The 1,451-nt window shown below is 52.9% G+C and carries 1 rRNA gene; it reads left to right on the top strand.

The features are described from left to right. Window positions 1-1,374, top strand: a 16S ribosomal RNA gene (locus IEZ31_RS55690); the annotation flags it as partial. Window positions 1,375-1,451 lie beyond the last annotated feature (77 nt).

The raw sequence follows: 1,451 nt of genomic DNA, 5'->3' as shown, positions 1-1,451 counted from the left end.
TAATACCGCATGATGCCTACGGGCCAAAGAGGGGGACCTTCGGGCCTCTCGCGTCAGGATATGCCTAGGTGGGATTAGCTAGTTGGTGAGGTAAGGGCTCACCAAGGCGACGATCCCTAGCTGGTCTGAGAGGATGATCAGCCACACTGGAACTGAGACACGGTCCAGACTCCTACGGGAGGCAGCAGTGGGGAATATTGCACAATGGGCGCAAGCCTGATGCAGCCATGCCGCGTGTGTGAAGAAGGCCTTCGGGTTGTAAAGCACTTTCAGTCGTGAGGAAGGTAGTGTAGTTAATAGCTGCATTATTTGACGTTAGCGACAGAAGAAGCACCGGCTAACTCCGTGCCAGCAGCCGCGGTAATACGGAGGGTGCGAGCGTTAATCGGAATTACTGGGCGTAAAGCGCATGCAGGTGGTTTGTTAAGTCAGATGTGAAAGCCCGGGGCTCAACCTCGGAATTGCATTTGAAACTGGCAGACTAGAGTACTGTAGAGGGGGGTAGAATTTCAGGTGTAGCGGTGAAATGCGTAGAGATCTGAAGGAATACCGGTGGCGAAGGCGGCCCCCTGGACAGATACTGACACTCAGATGCGAAAGCGTGGGGAGCAAACAGGATTAGATACCCTGGTAGTCCACGCCGTAAACGATGTCTACTTGGAGGTTGTGGCCTTGAGCCGTGGCTTTCGGAGCTAACGCGTTAAGTAGACCGCCTGGGGAGTACGGTCGCAAGATTAAAACTCAAATGAATTGACGGGGGCCCGCACAAGCGGTGGAGCATGTGGTTTAATTCGATGCAACGCGAAGAACCTTACCTACTCTTGACATCCAGAGAACTTTCCAGAGATGGATTGGTGCCTTCGGGAACTCTGAGACAGGTGCTGCATGGCTGTCGTCAGCTCGTGTTGTGAAATGTTGGGTTAAGTCCCGCAACGAGCGCAACCCTTATCCTTGTTTGCCAGCGAGTAATGTCGGGAACTCCAGGGAGACTGCCGGTGATAAACCGGAGGAAGGTGGGGACGACGTCAAGTCATCATGGCCCTTACGAGTAGGGCTACACACGTGCTACAATGGCGCATACAGAGGGCAGCCAACTTGCGAAAGTGAGCGAATCCCAAAAAGTGCGTCGTAGTCCGGATTGGAGTCTGCAACTCGACTCCATGAAGTCGGAATCGCTAGTAATCGTGGATCAGAATGCCACGGTGAATACGTTCCCGGGCCTTGTACACACCGCCCGTCACACCATGGGAGTGGGCTGCAAAAGAAGTAGGTAGTTTAACCTTCGGGGGGACGCTTACCACTTTGTGGTTCATGACTGGGGTGAAGTCGTAACAAGGTAGCGCTAGGGGAACCTGGCGCTGGATCACCTCCTTAAACGATGATTACTCACGATGAGTGTCCACACAGATTGATACGGTTTATAAAGTAAAGAGAAGAAGAGTTCCCAAACT

Origin of the sequence: Dactylosporangium sucinum, assembly GCF_014647515.1 — a bacterium.
Classification (GTDB): Bacteria; Actinomycetota; Actinomycetes; order Mycobacteriales; family Micromonosporaceae; genus Dactylosporangium; species Dactylosporangium sucinum.
The sequence above is the reverse complement of the archived record's forward strand: the minus strand, read 5'-3'. Positions and strand labels throughout refer to the sequence as shown.